The organism is Methylobacillus glycogenes JCM 2850, from assembly GCF_000617925.1.
In the GTDB taxonomy this organism is placed as follows: Bacteria; Pseudomonadota; Gammaproteobacteria; order Burkholderiales; family Methylophilaceae; genus Methylobacillus; species Methylobacillus glycogenes.
In genome coordinates, this window is the sequence record NZ_BAMT01000003.1 from 68,750 (window position 1) to 85,504 (window position 16,755).

A 16,755-nucleotide genomic window follows, 5' to 3' on the forward strand; every position below is an offset into this window, starting at 1 on the left:
CAGGAGAAGGAAAACCATCATGAAAAAAATCGAAGCCGTTATCAAACCATTCAAGCTCGACGAAGTGCGTGAAGCACTGTCCGAGATTGGCGCCAACGGCCTCACCGTGACCGAGGTCAAGGGTTTCGGTCGCCAGAAAGGCCATACCGAACTTTATCGTGGTGCCGAATATGTGGTGGATTTTCTGCCCAAGATCAAGGTAGAGCTGGTGGTGACGGACGAGATGGTTGATGCAGCCGTTGAGGCCGTGATCAAGGCCGCCCGCACCGGCAAGATTGGTGATGGCAAGATATTCGTCAGCCCGGTAGAGCAGATCATCCGCATCCGCACCGGTGAGACCGACGACGCAGCTATCTGAGCTTAAGGCCAGCCATGCCAGTGGTCTGGAAAACCGTGTTGCTATTAGGCGTCTCCAACGTCTTCATGACGTTCGCCTGGTATGCGCACCTGAAAAACCTCAACGATAAACCCTGGTATCTCGCCGCCTTGCTGAGCTGGGGCGTGGCGCTGCTGGAGTATATGTTCCAGGTGCCCGCCAATCGCATAGGCTATACAGTGCTGTCGCTGGCCCAGCTCAAGATATTGCAGGAAGTCATCTCGCTCAGCGTGTTTCTGCCGTTCGCCATTTTCTATATGCAACAACCAGTCAAGCTTGATTTTCTTTGGGCTGGCCTGTGCCTGGTGGCCGCAGTGTATTTCATGTTCCGTGCCACTTGAAGCCGGACTCGCCAGCACTGGGCTAGCTGCCTGGTGTACGGCATCCTCTAACCAGACTACGCCATTCCCCCCATGGGCTATGCCTTGAAATGGAGTTAACAATGATCAAGATCAATCAAATGCTGCACACCGGAATTATTGTTGCCGACCTGCAGCGTTCACGCGATTTTTACGAAGGCCTACTGGGCCTGAGCCCCAGCGACAAGCGCCCGCCGCTGAGTTTTGAAGGCGTGTGGTATGACATAGGTATCAACCAGTTGCACCTGATGGTAGTGCCCAATCCCTATAGCGAGGTAGTACATCCCGCGCATGGTGGCCGTGATTATCACGTGGCGTTCTCGGTGGATGATGTATTGCCTATCACCGCCGCGCTGGATTCAGCCGGGGTGGAATACACCATGAGCATGTCTGGCCGTGCAGCCGTGTTCTGCCGTGACCCCGATGGTAATGCGCTGGAGTTTTCTGCGGTTAAGTAAGCGCTAAGCGCGCATTGGAGATTGCTCTCAAGATAATAAAAAAGCCTGGCATCGCCAGGCTTTTTTCATTGAGATGGCTGCTACTGCCAGCCTTGTGTAAGAGCTTAGTGCTTGCCCTGGCTACGGCTTGCCAGCATGCCCGCAATCACCAAGGCCAAGGCTATGCCTTGTGCCGCCAGGGTCTGTATGGTGGGGAAGATACCCAGCAGTGGCACGGTGATGAAGTTGATACGGTCTGCAGTGATCAAGCCTGCTTCTTGCAGTGCGGCAATGCCGTTACCAGCAAAGATCACGGCCAGCAAGGCCAGCAGGCCCGCAGTGGCAGCAAAGAACTTGCCCAGCGGCAGGCGTACGCTGTACTTGAGGATGACCCAGGTCAAAATCGCCAGTAATACCATGGCGGCGACAATACCACCGATGACCGCCCCCTGGCCTTCAGGCCCAGCCTGTGCCCAGAGTGCTTCATAGAACAGAATTACCTCAAACAACTCACGGTAGACCGCGAGGAAAGATACGCCAGCGATGGCCCACCAGGTGCGCTTGTCCAGCGCAGCGGTGACTTGGCTGCTGATGAATTGCTGCCAAGCATGCGCATGCGATTTGCTGTGCAGCCAGTAACCGACATAAAGCAGCATCACCGAGGCAATCAGCGCGGTAATACCCTCTGTCATTTCACGACCCGCTCCGGAAATAGTCAGCAGATAGCTGGCAACAAACCAGGTAATAGCGCCAAGTACCACGGCAATAATCCAGCCCAGGTGGAAGTAGGGCAGGGCGTCTCTGCGGCCAGTCTTGCGGATAAATGCGCTGAGTGCTGCCAGTACCAGAATGGCTTCCAGACCTTCACGCAGCAGGATAAGCAGCGAGCTGACAAATGCGGTAGCCCCACTGAGGCTGCCTGCCACCAGTTTTTCTGCGGCATCATCCAGCAGGGTATTGATCTTGGTGATACGGCTTTCTATCTGTTCGACGCTGGCACGTGATGCAATGGCGCTGCGCAAATCCATCATCTCGCGCTCAACTTCTATACGCAGGCCTTTATCCACATTGTTGAGGCCGTTTTCTATCAGCTCAAAGCCTTCAAGATAGGCGCTGATGGCATGCTGGCGTGCGCCAGCCACATCGCCAGCACGATAGGCTGCCAGCGTGGCTGCCAGCTTGCTGCGGGCGGTATCCAGTGGGTTGGCAGCCAGGGTTTGCAAGGCGGCGGGTTGTGACAGCAGATAGGCTTGCACATCATTCAGCTTGGCTTGTTCAGCTTCGGCAGGGGCGAGCATTACCAACTGCTTGAGCGTAGCCAAGGCTTCTTTGCCTTGGCCTTGCTGCCATTGCGTCTGACCATGTTGTTTCTGTTCAGCGCTCAAGCGCAGGCTGGCAACATAAAAAGCCAGGCTCCAACGGTCAACTTCCGGCAATTGAGAATAAGGCTGCATGGGCGTGCCATTCACGCCCAGCGTGATGGTGTTGTAGAGGCCATAGACGCTACGCATGCGCATGCGCTCTTGCTCATGGAAATTGCTAGGCTCAGGCTCTAAACCCTTGGCCAGTGGGCCATCTCCATGGCCAGTGCTGCATGGCAGGCCGCGCAGGTGCTGGCAAATAATTGGGCACCGCGATTGAGGTCTGGGGTTTCCTTGGGTGCTACCGTGAGTTTGTAAGCCTGGATCACCGCAAGACGCAGACTATTGGCTGCCGCAGAAACCTGGCTGCCCTCAGCCTTGGCAATGATCTGCTCGCGCAGGCTGGCGGCCTGCTGCAATAGCTGGCCTTGCTCTGGTGTTACGGGCAGTTCCTTGATCAGGCTGCCAGAGTGGGTGGCAAATTCCAGTTGCTCGGCATATTCCTCGGGGTTGAGCACTTCGCCATTTTGCACAAACTCTGGGTAATCAACGCTGACGTAGTCCAGCATATGCACAGCGGTTTGCGCTTTCTCCTCGTCGGTCACCGCGTAGGCTGCGCTGCTACCCAGCATCGCCAATAAGGCCAGGACGCTGCTCAGCAGGCTGATGCATGACTGAATACGCAAAGAGAGAGGTGAACGCGGCACTGCAATTGGCCGGGTCAGGCTGAAATTGATCATATTAGGTTTGAAACTCATCATTTAATGCGAATGGCTATTGTATCAATTTGCACCAAGCCAGTGCTGGCGCAATTGCTGCTGCTTGGCGCTGGCTGCTTGCTTGATGCTGAGCTTGCTGCCTTCCAGCGCATGATCTCGCACTTGCAGCGTGGTGCTGAGCAGTTCATCCCTGCGGAAGTAATGCAGCTTGATCTTGCCTGGCTGGCGCTTGAGGAGCTGCTTCAAGCTCTTGGCGCTGGCTTTGAGTTCATCATGGGCAATAATGACATCGCCCGCCGCCAGCCCGGCTTGTTCCGCCGCACTGCCACTAAATACGTGGCTGATGCGGGTATCATCTGCCGCCAGTTGCAGCCCGAGTTGCTGGCGTACCAGGTCGGCCTCGCCGGGCTTGGGTGTGCTGAGTTCAAGGCCAAATTTCGCCAGCAAGGTTTTCAGCGGTGGATCACCTACGCCTTGTACACAATCACGGAACAGGGTGGCCAGTTTTTGGCCGCAGACTTCGGCAATCAGTGCCTGCATGCTGTCTTCTTCTACCAGCAGGCCGGAATTGCTGTAGCGCTGCCACAGTGCGTGCATGACCATATCCAGCGATTTGCCCTTGAGCCTGAGGCTAAGATCCATCGCCAACGCCACCAGAGAGCCTTTGAGGTAGTAACTGATCTGGCTGTTGGGCGTGTTTTCGTCGGGTTTATACAGCTTGATCCAGGTATCAAAGCTGGAGTCTTCCAATGGCTGTATCTGGCGTCCAGGCGTGCGTAGATAACGCGTGATGTCTTTATCCAGTGCCGCCAGGTATTCCTGCTCGCTCATGAGGCCGCAACGCACCAGCGCCAGGGTGTCGTAGTAAGCGGTGAAACCCTCGAATACCCACAGCAGGCGCGTATAAGCCTCACGGCTTAAATCGGGCTGGCCAAATATCTTGGGGCGTATGCGCTTGACGTGCCAGGCATGGAAATACTCATGGCTGCATAAACCCAAGAAGTCCTGATAGTTGCTGGTGTCGTGCTGTTCGCCTTTGACAGGTAACCAACTGCGTGGGCAGATCAAGCTAGTGGAGTCGCAGTGTTCCAGCCCGCCGTATTGATTATCGGCTGCTGCATAAAGCAGAAAATCATAACGCTGAAATGGTGCCTCACCAAAGAAGCGGATGTGATGCTCACAAATGCGCTTGAGGTCGCGGCTGATGGTCTTGAGATCAGCACGGTGGCGACCAGACACAATCAACCTGTGCGGCACGCCCATGGCCTTGAATTCCGCAATCGCCAGCTCGCCTATCTCTACCGGGAAATCAATCAGGCTCAGATAATTCTCAGCGCTATAAAGTCCATATCCCTGCTTATCTACCTTGCGTGCAGGCAGGGTGGTGGCCACTTGCCAGTGGGCATAAGGTTTGCCCGGTTTGTGCAGGGTGACGCTGACGGGCTGTTCTTGCTGTCCCTCGACCTGCAAAAACAGGCTGCTGCCATTGAAATAGGCCCGCGTGTGATCAAGATAAGCAGTGCGTACCGACAAATCATAGGCATAAACCTGGTAACTGATGATCAGCGGCTGCTTGCTGTTTGCCCCGGCTAGCGCTTCCACTTGCCAGCGACTTTTGTCCAGCTTGCGTACTGCCAGCGCTTGGCCGCCCTGGCTGGCGCTGAGCTTGACGATATGCCGCGCAAAATCTCGCACCAGATAACTACCAGGCAGCCAGGCGGGCAGGGTGAGCTGCTGGCCTTGTGGGTCAGGGTCAGCGATATGGCAATCCACCGCAAACAAATGAGATTGCGGCGCATCCATGCGCACTTCGTAGTGTATGGCGTGTGGTTTCATGCGGCGATCAGGTCAGGTTAAAGGCTTATGTTAGCAGGCTGGGTAGGCTACAGCGGCTATACCCCAGCCGCTGTATGGTAAAAAACCTGCGATTAAGCAGGTTTTTATTGAAAAGCCTGGCATCAGACAGGCTTTTGATACGCTTAAAGCAGATTACTTGGCAGCTGGGGCAGCGGCTGGTGCAGCGGCGCCAGCTGGGCCTTCAATCTTGGCCTTGGCGCGCAGGTCTGTCAGCAGCTTTTCCAGGTTACGCTGTTGCAGTTGCTTTTGCAGGCCTTCCTTCACTTCATCGAATGCTGGTGGCTGAGTAGCGCGGGTATCTTCCAGCTTGATGACGTGCCAGCCAAACTGGGTTTGTACTGGAGTGTGGTGTACTTGCCTTTTTGCAGCTTGGCAACGGCTTCGCTGAAAGGCTTGACCATGCCAGCGGGGGCAAACCAGCCCAGATCACCGCCTTTTTCCTGAGAACCTGGGTCCTTGGATTTTTCCTTGGCCAGCTTGGCAAAATCGCCACCTTTGCCGAGTTGAGCAATGATGTCCTTGGCTTCAGCTTCTGTGCCTACCAGGATATGACGTGCGCTGTATTCCTTGTCACCCAGTTCTTGCTTGTACTTTTCGTAAGCCAGCTTAACGTCGGCATCGCTGACTGGGTGCTTCTTGACATAATCCTGCAGGAAGCTGTTAACCAGCAGCTCACGGCGGGCCAGTTCTTCCTTGGCTTGATAATCAGGCTGCTTGTCCAGGCCAGTGCGTTGCGCTTCTTGGTACACCAACTCGCTGCCAATCAGCTTGTTGATAATTACATTCTTGACGTTGTCATCAACGGTCTGGCCGCGTGCTGATGCTTCCTTGGCGATGAAGTCATACAGGGATTGCTTGATGGGCTTGCCGTTAACAGTGGCCAGATTGCCAGCGCTGCCAGCTGCAAATGCAGGTTGGATCAGGCCAAAAGCCAGGGTTGCGATCAATGCGCCAGTGGTGAGTTTCATGTTTGTTCCTTAATCGGATTTTTTAGGAAAAGGAGTACGAAGATTTTTATAGTAATTTAAAAGCAAATAAATAAGCAATAACGCTGTGTGTAATTATATTTGTGCCAGTTTTTCAAGCTGGGCTGAACCACTCATTCAGAATGCTACGGCATTTGTAGGTCATCTGGATATGTGTGCAGGCTATTATTCCTTATTATTGTGAAACTAATATTTGATGAAATCAGAACTAGTCTGGGGTTTCTTCACTAGTTTCGTCACTGCTGTAAGCCTGAATACTCAGTGCATGGATGCGTGTGGGTATCATGCCACTTAAGGCCGAGTAAATCTGCCTGTGCCGCATCACCTGGGATAATCCCTTAAATTGTGCGCTGATGATGGTCAGCTGAAAATGCCCACCACCAGTATTACCAGCATGTCCTTTATGTAGCGCGCTATCGTCACGAATCTCGATATGGCTTGGCTCCAGCACGGCAAGCTTGCTACGGATTTCTTCGATCAGCGTCATATTTGCAGCGCGTTAAACAGGCAGGGTTTTTCTAAAAGGTTTGACTGTGACAGTGGCATAAACGCCAGCGTTCACAAAAGGATCAAGATTCGCCCATTCCTGCGCGGATTCTAGGGAATCAAATTCAGCCACAATCAGGCTGCCACTAAAGCCAGCGGCCCCTGGGTCTACACTATCAATCGCCGGGAAGGGGCCAGCCAGCAACAAACGACCTTGCTGCTGCAAAGCTTGCAGGCGCTCAAGGTGAGGAGGCCTGGCTGCCAGGCGTTTTTCCAGGCTATTGGGGTGATCTTCGGCAATGATGGCATACCACATGCTAGGGGTTCCTCTAGGGGTAACTTGCTGTTGAATAACAGAAAATGGCTGGGTTGGGCGGTAACTGCCAGGGCTTTATTTGGGGTCTTGCGCGGTGATGTATTTGTTGAGCAGCAAGGTTTGGCCAATCACAAACACAAACATCAGGCCCATGGTGCCAAACAGTTTGAAATCAACCAGGTTTCTGTGGAGTAATTGAAGGCCACGTAGAGATTAAGGAAGCCCAGCAACAAGAAGAAGATGGCCCAAGCCAGATTGAGCCTGCCCCAGATAGGGTCAGGCATGGCTATCTGTTGTTGCATCAGGCTGCGGATCAGGTTGCGCTTGAACAGCAACTGGCTGCCTATCAGGGCCACGGTGAAAATCCAGTACAGCACGGTGGGTTTCCACTTGATGAAGTTTTCGTTATGCAGCCAGAGCGTGGCACCACCAAACACCACAATGATCACGCCGCTGATGATGAGGGTTACATCGATCTTGCCTGTGGTGACCTTGGCCCAGATGATCTGCGCGATGGTGGCCACCATGGCTGCGGCCGTGGCTTCATAAATGCCGAAAAACTTGTAAACGATAAAGAAAAGAATGACGGGGAATAAGTCGTAAAGAAACTTCATGCGCTTGTCCGAGGCAGATCCGCAGTGCGAACCCAGGTTAGGTTTTAGGTTAAGCGGTATTTTGCTATGATTCCGCAAGTCTAACAAGCCGTTATTACCCAGCCACTCCATGCCCGCCCTGATTGATCTGCACAGCCATTCCACCGTATCTGACGGCCTACTTGCGCCCGAGGCATTGGTAGCGCATGCGGCTGCTCAGGGTGTGAAGGTGCTGGCCCTGACCGATCATGATGATACCGCTGGCCTGGCGGTGGCAGCCAAAGTGGCCGCCGAGCACGACATGCAATTCATCAACGGCGTGGAAATCTCGGTCACCTGGCGCAGACGTACCATCCATGTGGTGGGGTTGCGTGTGGACCCTGACTACGAGCCTTTGCGTGCCGGGCTTGAAAAAATCCGTGCCGGACGTCATTTACGTGCAGTCGGCATGGCCGCAAGCCTGAGCAAATTTGGCATTGAGGGTAGTCTGGAAGGGGCTTATGCCCATGCCCAGCAGGGCATCATCAGCCGCGCGCATTTTGCACGTTACCTGATGGATAAAGGTTATGCCTCCAATATCAAGAGTATATTCAAGCGCTATCTGGTCAAAGGCAAGCCTGGCTATTTCGAGCATGAATGGGCCAGTCTGGAAGATGTCATAGGCTGGATCAAGGGCAGTGGCGGCGAAGCCGTGCTTGCACACCCGGGACGTTACGACTTTGGGCGCAGCAATATGCTGTTGCTGCTGGAAGAGTTTCGCAATCTTGGCGGGGCGGCAATTGAAGTGGTGACAGGCAGTCATACCGTAGATCAGTATCAGGAATACGCCAAGCTGGCGGCGATGTTTGGGCTCAAGTCTTCATTAGGTTCCGATTATCATGCGCTAGCCATGCGTATATCGAGATGGGACGTTTGCCCGAGTTGCCGCGTGGCTGTGTACCGCTATGGCAGGATTGGCCGGAAACACTAGGCTTGAATGCACAGGCAACAGCACTGGCTTCATGATTTAATATCTTGTCATAAATATTGCCATCGCCTGCGCTGGTTTTTTAGGCACTGGCTTTTCCATGCAAGCGCTGTCGATTCAGATATTTGCAGTTCTATCCATCGCTCATCACCAGAGGTCATCACAAGTTGGCGCAATATTTTGTAATTCATCCAGATAATCCCCAGTCCCGCCTCATAAATCAGGCGGTGGCTATCCTGCGTGACGGTGGCGTAATTGCCTATCCCACAGACTCCAGCTATGCGCTGGGCTGCATGCTGGGCAACAAAGAGGCGCAAGACCGCATACGCGCCATCCGTGGCGTGGATGACAGCCACCATTTCACCCTGGTCTGCCGCAATCTGGCCGAGCTGGCCACCTATGCCCAGGTGGATAACAGCCAGTTTCGTCTGCTCAAGGCCAATACCCCAGGGCAGTACACCTTTATTCTCAAGGCCACGCGTGAAGTGCCGCGTAGGCTGCAACACCCCAAGCGCAGCACTGTGGGGCTGCGTGTGCCGCAACATGCCGTGACTCTAGCCCTGCTTGAAGAGTTGAACGAGCCCATGCTCAGCATGACGCTGCAACTGCCTGGGCATGATGCTCCGCATAATGAAGGTTGGGAAATCCGCGATGAACTTGAGCACCAGCTGGATTTGGTGATTGATGCCGGAGCCTGTGCCATTGAAGCCACTACGGTGATAGACCTGACGGGTGAAAGCCCAGCCTTGATCCGGCTTGGCGGGGGAGACCCTGCACCCTTTGGGCTGGAGGCGTAATGGAGCTGTCGCTGGTACAACAGATTGCCATTTATGCCCTGCCTGTGATTTTTGCCATTACCGTGCACGAAGCAGCACATGGCTATGTGGCCAAGTATTTTGGCGATACCACCGCGGAAAGCCTGGGCAGAATTACGCTCAATCCGCTCAAGCATATTGACCCTATCGGTACTATCGCCCTCCCCATAGTGCTGCTAGCCGTGGGTAGCCCTTTTATGTTTGGCTGGGCTAAGCCCGTGCCGGTGGATTATTCGCGCCTGCAAAACCCCAAGCACAATATGCGCTGGGTGGCTGCGGCTGGCCCATTGTCCAACCTGCTGATGGCGGTGTTATGGGCTTTGGCCTATAAGTTGTCCATGAGCTTGCCCGCAACAGTGGGTGTGCCTTTGGGCTTGATGGGGCAGGCCGGGATTCTGATTAATATTGTGCTGATGGTGCTTAACCTGCTGCCATTACCACCGTTGGATGGCGGTCGTATTGCGGTAAGCCTGTTGCCTAACCAGATGGCGTACAAGTTTGCCCAGCTGGAACGCTATGGCTTCATTATTTTGCTGGTGTTGCTGTTCACTGGCATCTTATCCACCATCATGCTGCCTATTATCCAGCTGCTGCTGAGAGTGTTTGGTGGCATTTTTGGATAAGCCTGGCTATCTGCCACCTAGCGGGGCGCTGACATGAGCAGTCAGTTGCCGATTGATGTCCGTATCTATGGCGAACAGCTGGATACTATCCCGCAGGATTTATACATTCCGCCGGACGCGCTAGAGGTATATCTGGATGCCTTTGAAGGCCCGCTAGACCTGCTGCTCTACCTGATACGCAAGCACAACCTCGATATTCTTGATATCCCCATGGCAGAACTCACGCTGCAATATATGGGTTATGTTGAAAAAATGCGCGAAGACAGGCTGGAGCTGGCGGCCGACTATCTATTGATGTCGGCCATGCTGATCGAGATCAAGTCACGCATGCTGTTGCCCAAGCCTGAAGCCATGGCGCATGAAGAAGACCCACGCGCTGAACTGGTACGCCGCCTGATGGAATATGAAGCCATCAAACTGGCAGCAGAACGTCTGGACCAGCTGCCGCAGGCCGGGCAGGAAATTCAGGTGGCGCGGGCTTACTACGAACATGTGGCAGAAACCGTCTGGCCCGAGGTCAGCTTTGATGAGTTGATGTCAGCCTGGCAGGCGGTGCTGAAGCGCGCCAGTCATTTTCAGCATCACCGTGTGGGGCGTGCCGAGTTATCCGTGCGTGAGCACATGAGCCTGGTGCTGCGCAGGCTACAGCATGAAACCCTGCTGGAGTTCAGCCAGTTATTTGATGTGGTGAATGACGGCCTGCCCAAGCTGGTGGTGTATTTTCTGGCGATTCTGGAACTGGCACGCGAGGGCTTGTTGCGTATTACCCAGCAACAGCCTTTCAGCCCGATTTATTTGCAGGCGGCAGATGCGCCGCTGCTTAGCAGTCATTAGACCGGGCTGACCGCAAAAAACAAGCACTCATGAATATGAACGATACTTCCAACAACAAGGCCTCTGCTGATCAGGCCACGCCTGCCCCCGCCACTGCGGCTTGGGAGGTGCAGGGCATTGCCGAAATGAAGCAGGTGCTGGAAGCCGTGCTGCTGACAGCGGGCGAGCCACTATCGCTGGATAGTCTGCTACGGCCTTTTGCCGGGCGTATGGAGCGTGCCACCTTACGCATGTTGCTAGATGAACTCAGACAGGATTGGCAGGGCCGCAGCATGGAACTGGTCCAGGTGGCCAGTGGCTGGCGCTTCCAGGCCAGGCAGATTTGGCACCGTTTATCGCCAGGCTTAACCCTGAGCGCCCGGCACGGTATTCACGCGCGGCGCTGGAAATCCTGGCCATCATTGCCTACAGGCAGCCCGTTACGCGCGGGGATATTGAAGAAATCCGCGGGGTGGCGGTCAACCCCAATATCATGCGCCAATTCCTAGAGCGCAACTGGATAGATATTGTCGGTCAGCGCGATGTGCCTGGCCGTCCCTCGCTGTATGCCACTACTAAGACTTTTCTGGACGATCTGGGCCTGCGTGCCTTGTCTGAGCTGCCGCCCATCCAGCATTTTGTGCAGCAGGAAATTCCGCTGGATATCGAAATCTGAGCGGGAAATCTAAATGCATCAGGGCGTAAGGGGGGTTGCTGGCTTATAATAGCGGCAATATTCTCAAGCAGCTCTCGCTAGGTTACCTCCATGGCTCGTCCTTTCAAGCAACAACGCAACACCCGCAGTCCCCTTGCCAAACCGGTAGCGGTCGATCCCGAAGCCACGCCGCAACGGCTGCACAAACTGCTGGCGCTGGCTGGCCTGGGTTCGCGCCGTGACATGGAAACCCTGATTGCCAGTGGCCGCATCACCATCAATGGCAAGGTAGCTGAAGTTGGCGCTGGCGTGGTGGCGAGCGATGTAGTGCGTCTGGACAGCCGTCCGCTCAATCTGCCGTTTGAGGCTGAATTGCCGCAGGTGCTGCTTTATCACAAACCTGAAGGCGAGATTGTCAGCCAGGACGACCCGGAAAACCGCGCTCGGTATTCGACAAGCTGCCGCGCGTACGCGGTGGCAAATGGATAGCCATAGGCCGTCTGGATATGAATACCTCGGGTTTGCTGATTTTCACCACCTCGGGTGAATTGGCCAATCGCTTTATGCACCCGCGCTATGAAGTTGAGCGTGAGTATGCGGTGCGTATTTTCGGTGAATTGACCGAGGGCGAAATGGCGCAATTGACCTACGGCATAGAGCTGGACGATGGCCCGGCCAATTTTGACAGCATACGTGCCCAGGGCGGCGAGGGTGCCAACCACTGGTATGAAGTGGTGCTGCGCGAGGGCCGCAATCGTGAAGTGCGCCGCTTGTTTGAAGCTTTCCAGAAGCCAGTGAGCCGTTTGATACGCGTACGCTTTGGTGCCATCAACCTGCCACCACGCCTCAAGCGTGGCCAGATGATGCATCTGGATGCCAAGGAGGTATTGGGCTTGATGGAATGGGCAGAGCTAGAAGTGCCCAAAGGCCCACTGCCTCAACTTTCCCCGCGCGAGAAAGAAAAGTTTGGCAAGGTGTATACCCCTAAAGCCAGACGCTCACGCTTTGATGAACCCGGTGCGCCTGTGGAAAGCCGTGGCCCACGCCGCGTGACCAAGACGCGCGAGGAAGGCATCAGGCGCGAATATGATCAACAAGGCCGCAGGCCACGTCGTGACGAAGCCTCTGAGCAGGGTGAGCCCGCTCGTGAAGCTCGCGGCAGACGAGATAGTGCTGCTGCTCGTGGCGACAGCCGTACTGAGCGCGGTCGTGAACGCGTCAGCCGTGAATTTGAGCGCCCAGAAAGACCTGCTGCCTCTCCGCGTCGTGGTGCAGGTGGCAAACCTGTTGAAGGCATGACACGCAAGCCCGTCAAACGCCGTATCCGTCAGGACGCGGATGTAGCCGAGAGCAAGCCAGCTGCCAAGCGCACCCCTGCAAGCCGCGCAGGCTCAGCGCGCACTTCTGCCGCCAGAGCTCCACGCAGCGCACCACGAACTGCTGATGGAACTACCCCGGCTAAACGCCGCAAGCCGTAGGCGAGCAAGCTAATCGCTGGCAATAAGTGCTGGCAATGTCTAGTCTGCCAGCCATAAAACAAAAAACGCGTCATCTGCAAAATGACGCGTTTTGTTTTTGCATTTGTCATGCAGCACGCTGCATGACACTGGACAGGCTAAAACAGCATTAAATCTATGGCCAGCAGCAGTCCGGCCAAGGCCACTGCGATAGACAGCACGGTAGGCAACCAGGGCAGGGCCATGCGCGGCACATCAATTGGCGGCAGGCTGGCAATGTAGCGACGGTGATTGTATTGCGCGCAGAGTATGACCGCCACGCCACTCAACACCAGCAAAATCCCCAGCAAATCCGAAACCCAGCGGTGCGATAGCAAGTGATCTACCGCGCCCGGTGCCAGCAGCGTGAGGAAAAGGCCAAACCTGGCGACAACAAAGCCCAGTGCCATCAAGGTCAGGCCAGAGCGCAGCCAGGCCAGCAGGGTGCGCTCAGCGGCAAAGAATACCCTGGGGTCTGAAGTTGCTTGAGCTGACATGGTGTGATCTATTGCTGCACTGCCCCTCAGGGCAGTTGCTCCTTGGTCAGCAGGAAGACAAACTCATTACCGGAATCTACTTCCAGCCAGGTGAATGGCAGTTGCGGGTAGGCTTCGAGCAGCGCATCGCGGTTATGTCCAATTTCAACCACCAGTAGGCCATTGTCATTGAGGTGCTTCTTCGCCTCGCGCAGCAGGGTGGCGGTATGGTCCAGTCCGGCAGAGCCACTGCCCAGCGCAATCTGCGGCTCATTGCGGTATTCCTGTGGCAGCAAGGCCATGGAAGGCGCATCGACATAAGGCGGGTTGCTGATGATGAGGTCGTAACTGCGGCCCTCAAGATTGCTGAACATATCCGATTCTATAGGCGTCACCTGATCTTCCAGGCCGTAGTTGCGGATATTGATATTGGCTACCGCCAGCGCATCGGGCGAGATATCCACTACATCAATTGCCGCATTGGGGAAGGTATTTGCCAGCAACACGCCCAGACAGCCACTGCCAGTGCAGATATCAGCAGCGCTTTCTATCATCTCGGGGTATTCAATCCAGGGGCTGAGGCCGTCTTCCAGCAGTTCGGCAATGAAGGAGCGTGGCACGATGACGCGCTCATCGACGTAAAACTTATAACCCTTGAGCCAGGCTTCGTTGACCAAATAGGCAGTCGGTACGCGGTCAGTAATGCGGCGGCGGATTAATTCCTTGAGGCGGGTGCGTTCTGGTTCTAGCAGGCGCGCATCAAGAAAATTGTCCAGGGTGTCATGCGGTAAATGCAGCGCGGAGAGTACCAGCCATACGGCTTCGTCATAGGCGTTATCGGTGCCATGACCAAAAAAGATGCTGGATTCCTCAAAGCGGCTGACGGCAAATCTTAGCCAGTCACGCACGGTGTGAAGTTCTTGGGTAATGCCGGGAAATTTGATCATGTTAACAAGGCTTCCAGTGTGAGCTTGTAGGCGTGTTGCAGCGGCTCTATATCGGCCACGGCAACACACTCATTGATTTTATGGATGGTGGCGTTGAGCGGGCCGAATTCAACCACTTGTGCGGCGATGTCGGCAATAAAGCGGCCATCGGAAGTGCCACCGCTGGTGGATAGCTCAGGCTTGACGCCAAAGGCTTGCTCAATAGCGCCTGAGATGGCGCTGACCAGGCTGCCTTCCGGTGTGAGGAAAGGTTTGCCCGATAATTCCCAGGTCAGGTTGTAATCCAGGTCGTGGCTGTCCAAGATGGCATGCACGCGTTGTTGCAGGCTTTCGGCGGTGCTGGCGGTGGAAAAGCGGAAGTTGAACAGAATCTCCACTTCCCCCGGCACCACATTGGTGGCCCCTGTGCCGCCATTGATGTTGGAAATCTGCCAAGAGGTGGGCGGGAAGTAGTCATTACCCGCGTCCCAGACGGTATCCACCATGTCCTTGATCGCCGGGGCCACCATGTGGATAGGGTTTTTAACCAGTTGCGGGTAGGCAATGTGGCCTTGTATGCCTTTGACGATGAGCTTGCCAGACAGTGAGCCGCGTCTGCCATTCTTGATCATATCGCCTACTACTTTGCTGGAAGTAGGCTCGCCGACAATACAGTAATCAATGCGCTCATTGCGCGCCTTGAGCGCTTCTACCACCTTGACCGTGCCGTTGACCGCCACACCTTCTTCATCTGAGGTGATCAAGAGACCAATAGAACCGGGGTGATCTGGATGCTGGTCGACAAAAGCCTCAATCGCGGTAATAAACGCGGCGAGCGAGGTTTTCATATCGGCGGCACCGCGGGCATAGAGCATGCCATCCTTGATGGTAGGCTCAAACGGTGGTGTATGCCATTGCGCCAGCGGACCAGTTGGTACTACATCGGTATGGCCAGCAAACACCAGCAACGGGCCTGTGTCACCACGGCGCGCGTAGAAATTATCCACCTCGCCAAAACGCATGCGCTCTATCTTGAAACCCAGAGGCTCCAGGCGTGAAATCATGAGTTCTTGGCAGCCCGCATCTTCAGGCGTAACCGAGTTGCGCCCCAGCAAATCCAGCGCCAGGTCTAGCGTGGCACTCATGATAGAAACAGCTTGGCGTAAGCTGGCTCGGTGTAACCTACGGCAATGACTGCGCCATCCTTAACCAGAATGGGGCGCTTGATGACGGAAGTGTGGGATTGCATGAGTGTGCTGGCAGAAGCGGCATCAGTAACCGCGGCCTTGTCCTGCTCACTGAGGCCGCGCCAGGTCATGCCTGCGCGGTTTACTAGCTTTTCCCATTCTACTTGTTGTAGCCAAGTTTCAAGCGTGGCGGCACTGATGCCGGATTTCTTGAAATCATGAAAATCGTAGGCAATGCCTTGCTGTTCAAGCCAAACACGGGCTTTCTTCACCGTGCTGCAATTGGGAATACCGTATAGCGTCATAAACCATCATTTCGTTAAACAGTGAGATGGGCTATTTTACACCAGCGAGCTAGCTGTGCAGGACACTCAATGTGGCAGGTGCTTCATCCCATGCGGCCTGGCTGCTGGTAGTGCTGCCTTCTACATCACTTGGTGAGTTGGGAAATACTGGTTTCAGCAAAGGCTGCAATTGCGCCAATGGTGCTGGGTTGGCATAAATAAAGCCTTGCAGTTCATCACAATCCAGACTGCCCAGAATCTGGCGCTCTTCAGCCGTACTCACATGCTCGGCAATCACCTTGACACCATGCGCGTGGGCCAGTTCGATAATGGCACCCGCAATCGCCCGCGATTTGTGGTTGGCTGCCAGGTCAGCGGTAAACTGCTGATCGAGCTTGAGCTGGCGCAGGGGCAGGTTTTGCAGATAAGGCAGGAAAGAGTAACGGGTGCCAAAATTCTCCAGGCTGAGCCTGATGCCAGCGCCAGGCAGTTGTTTCACTAGTTCGGCATATTGCTCAGGCTGCTGCATAAAGGCAGATTCGGGCAGCTCCAGCAGCAGCGATTCCTTGGGTAAGTCATGGCTTTGCATCAGGCCAGCAATACGCTCTGCCAGGTCAGGCAGGCGCAATTGGGCGGCCATCAGCGGCAGGCACACTGGCAAAGTAATATGTTGGCTGCGCAACTGCTTGATAGCCACACAGGTTTCTTCCAGCAGCCAGTTGCTGATTTCTTGCATCAGCCCCAGGCTTTCTGCCATGGGGGCAAAAGTGGCAGAGGGTATCATGCCCTTGGTGGGGTGCTGCCAGCGTAATTGCACCTCTAAGCTGGTCATGGTCTGGTTGAAAATCGTGGCCCTGGGTTCGAAATACAACACCATCTCATTGCGTGCCAGGGCATTGTGCAAGTCTTGATGGGTTTCCAGCAGATCATAAGAGCTAGGCTCCAGCCTGGCATCAAACAGGCGATAGCCAGGGCCATCACCGGGTTTGATCCGGTTCATGGCTGCCTGGGCGTAGGTCAACA

General features: G+C 54.9%; 16 protein-coding genes and 5 pseudogenes. 9 read left to right on the forward strand and 12 right to left on the reverse strand.

Going from position 1 to position 16,755, the window contains the following annotated elements:
* The first annotated feature begins 19 nt into the window (after positions 1-19).
* The 3 genes from JCM2850_RS06385 to JCM2850_RS06395 all read left to right on the forward strand — a co-directional run bounded on the left by JCM2850_RS06385 (position 20) and on the right by JCM2850_RS06395 (position 1,193).
* Entirely contained in the window at positions 20-358 is a 339-nt protein-coding gene (locus JCM2850_RS06385) for a P-II family nitrogen regulator (RefSeq protein WP_025870601.1), read from the forward strand.
* Positions 359-372: 14 nt separating this feature from the next.
* Positions 373-717: a DMT family protein gene (locus tag JCM2850_RS06390; RefSeq protein ID WP_025870603.1), complete on the forward strand. Its 345-nt coding sequence runs from the start codon at positions 373-375 to the stop codon at positions 715-717.
* Positions 718-818: 101 nt separating this feature from the next.
* Positions 819-1,193 carry a VOC family protein gene (locus JCM2850_RS06395; protein WP_025870605.1) on the forward strand — a complete coding sequence of 125 codons (375 nt, stop codon included), beginning with the start codon at positions 819-821 and terminating at the stop codon, positions 1,191-1,193.
* Positions 1,194-1,297: 104 nt separating this feature from the next.
* Here JCM2850_RS06395 and JCM2850_RS17610 read toward each other — a convergent pair whose 3' ends face one another.
* The 7 genes and pseudogenes from JCM2850_RS17610 to JCM2850_RS17620 form a co-directional block, all read right to left on the reverse strand.
* Positions 1,298-2,689, reverse strand: a complete 1,392-nt coding sequence (locus tag JCM2850_RS17610; protein ID WP_234406136.1) for an FTR1 family iron permease — start codon at positions 2,687-2,689, stop codon at positions 1,298-1,300.
* Between the two features lie 35 nt (positions 2,690-2,724).
* Positions 2,725-3,273 carry a 4-helix bundle domain-containing protein gene (locus tag JCM2850_RS22540; protein ID WP_234406137.1) on the reverse strand — a complete coding sequence of 183 codons (549 nt, stop codon included), beginning with the start codon at positions 3,271-3,273 and terminating at the stop codon, positions 2,725-2,727.
* A gap of 42 nt (positions 3,274-3,315) precedes the next feature.
* Positions 3,316-5,088, reverse strand: a complete 1,773-nt coding sequence (locus JCM2850_RS06405) for a M61 family metallopeptidase (RefSeq protein WP_025870606.1) — start codon at positions 5,086-5,088, stop codon at positions 3,316-3,318.
* Between the two features lie 153 nt (positions 5,089-5,241).
* A pseudogene (locus JCM2850_RS17615) lies at positions 5,242-6,077 on the reverse strand (peptidylprolyl isomerase).
* Positions 6,078-6,303: 226 nt separating this feature from the next.
* Positions 6,304-6,582, reverse strand: coding sequence for a BolA family protein (locus JCM2850_RS06415; protein WP_025870607.1), 279 nt, complete (start codon positions 6,580-6,582; stop codon positions 6,304-6,306).
* A 12-nt stretch (positions 6,583-6,594) separates the two neighbouring features.
* Complete coding sequence (locus JCM2850_RS06420; protein ID WP_025870609.1) at positions 6,595-6,897, reverse strand: YciI family protein; 303 nt, start codon at positions 6,895-6,897, stop codon at positions 6,595-6,597.
* A gap of 75 nt (positions 6,898-6,972) precedes the next feature.
* Positions 6,973-7,511: pseudogene (locus JCM2850_RS17620) on the reverse strand (septation protein A).
* Positions 7,512-7,620: 109 nt separating this feature from the next.
* Between JCM2850_RS17620 and JCM2850_RS17625 the strand changes: the two are divergent.
* From JCM2850_RS17625 to rluB, 6 genes and pseudogenes are all read left to right on the forward strand, one after another.
* Positions 7,621-8,495, forward strand: a pseudogene (locus JCM2850_RS17625) (3',5'-nucleoside bisphosphate phosphatase).
* Positions 8,496-8,624: 129 nt separating this feature from the next.
* Positions 8,625-9,254, forward strand: coding sequence for an L-threonylcarbamoyladenylate synthase (locus tag JCM2850_RS06435; RefSeq protein WP_025870611.1), 630 nt, complete (start codon positions 8,625-8,627; stop codon positions 9,252-9,254).
* The gene (locus tag JCM2850_RS06440; RefSeq protein WP_025870613.1) at positions 9,254-9,895 is read left to right on the forward strand and encodes a site-2 protease family protein; all 642 of its coding nucleotides are present in this window, start codon (positions 9,254-9,256) and stop codon (positions 9,893-9,895) included. The genes JCM2850_RS06435 and JCM2850_RS06440 overlap by 1 nt, the downstream gene beginning before the upstream one ends.
* Positions 9,896-9,928: 33 nt before the next feature.
* Entirely contained in the window at positions 9,929-10,729 is an 801-nt protein-coding gene (locus tag JCM2850_RS06445; protein ID WP_025870615.1) for a segregation and condensation protein A, read from the forward strand.
* Between the two features lie 125 nt (positions 10,730-10,854).
* Positions 10,855-11,384, forward strand: a pseudogene (gene scpB / locus JCM2850_RS17630) (SMC-Scp complex subunit ScpB).
* Positions 11,385-11,474: 90 nt separating this feature from the next.
* A pseudogene (gene rluB, locus JCM2850_RS17635) lies at positions 11,475-12,362 on the forward strand (23S rRNA pseudouridine(2605) synthase RluB); the annotation flags it as partial.
* Between the two features lie 616 nt (positions 12,363-12,978).
* Here the strand turns inward: rluB and JCM2850_RS06460 are convergent.
* Genes JCM2850_RS06460 through JCM2850_RS06480 form a run of 5 tightly spaced genes read right to left on the reverse strand, consistent with a single transcriptional unit; the run spans position 12,979 to position 16,732 of the window.
* Positions 12,979-13,356 (reverse strand): YidH family protein, encoded by a 378-nt coding sequence (locus JCM2850_RS06460; protein ID WP_025870617.1) that lies wholly within the window; start codon positions 13,354-13,356, stop codon positions 12,979-12,981.
* Positions 13,357-13,382: 26 nt separating this feature from the next.
* Positions 13,383-14,282 carry a 50S ribosomal protein L3 N(5)-glutamine methyltransferase gene (gene prmB / locus JCM2850_RS06465; RefSeq protein WP_025870619.1) on the reverse strand — a complete coding sequence of 300 codons (900 nt, stop codon included), beginning with the start codon at positions 14,280-14,282 and terminating at the stop codon, positions 13,383-13,385.
* On the reverse strand, positions 14,279-15,406 hold the full coding sequence (gene dapE, locus JCM2850_RS06470; RefSeq protein ID WP_025870621.1) for a succinyl-diaminopimelate desuccinylase: 1,128 nt from the start codon (positions 15,404-15,406) through the stop codon (positions 14,279-14,281). The genes prmB and dapE overlap by 4 nt, the downstream gene beginning before the upstream one ends.
* On the reverse strand, positions 15,403-15,753 hold the full coding sequence (locus tag JCM2850_RS06475) for an ArsC family reductase (protein WP_025870623.1): 351 nt from the start codon (positions 15,751-15,753) through the stop codon (positions 15,403-15,405). Before JCM2850_RS06475 ends, dapE begins: the two co-directional genes overlap by 4 nt.
* Before the next feature lie 49 nt (positions 15,754-15,802).
* Positions 15,803-16,732 (reverse strand): EAL domain-containing protein, encoded by a 930-nt coding sequence (locus JCM2850_RS06480; RefSeq protein WP_369384852.1) that lies wholly within the window; start codon positions 16,730-16,732, stop codon positions 15,803-15,805.
* Between the last annotated feature and the right edge of the window lie 23 nt (positions 16,733-16,755).